At 42.5% G+C, this 287-nt stretch carries 1 protein-coding gene; it reads left to right on the top strand.

The annotated features are described in order from the left end of the window. Positions 1–269, top strand: a 269-nt coding sequence (locus LZZ85_RS28295) for a GIY-YIG nuclease family protein (RefSeq protein WP_237877521.1), incomplete at its 5' end; no start/stop codon positions are given. Between the last annotated feature and the right edge of the window lie 18 nt (positions 270–287).

Raw genomic sequence — 287 nt, 5'->3', positions numbered from 1 at the left:
TTTTTATTATGGAATGGTATATGTACATTTTATACTCTCCCATTCTTGATCGATATTATGTTGGGTATACCGGTGATGAGTTAGCGGAAAGGTTGAGGAGGCATAATTCCAAACATAGAGGATTTACTGGAACAGCCGGCGACTGGAGAATTATATACACAGAATCTTTCCCTGATAAATTATCTGCTCACCAACGAGAATTAGACATCAAGCGCTGGAAGAGTCGAAAAAAAATAGAACAGCTCATTGGTGCACAGCACTCCGGCTAACAGCCGGAGGGGTCGGCG

The organism is Terrimonas ginsenosidimutans (assembly GCF_022012415.1).
Taxonomy (GTDB): Bacteria; Bacteroidota; Bacteroidia; order Chitinophagales; family Chitinophagaceae; genus Terrimonas_A; species Terrimonas_A ginsenosidimutans.
This window is presented reverse-complemented; position numbering and strand designations above follow the sequence as displayed.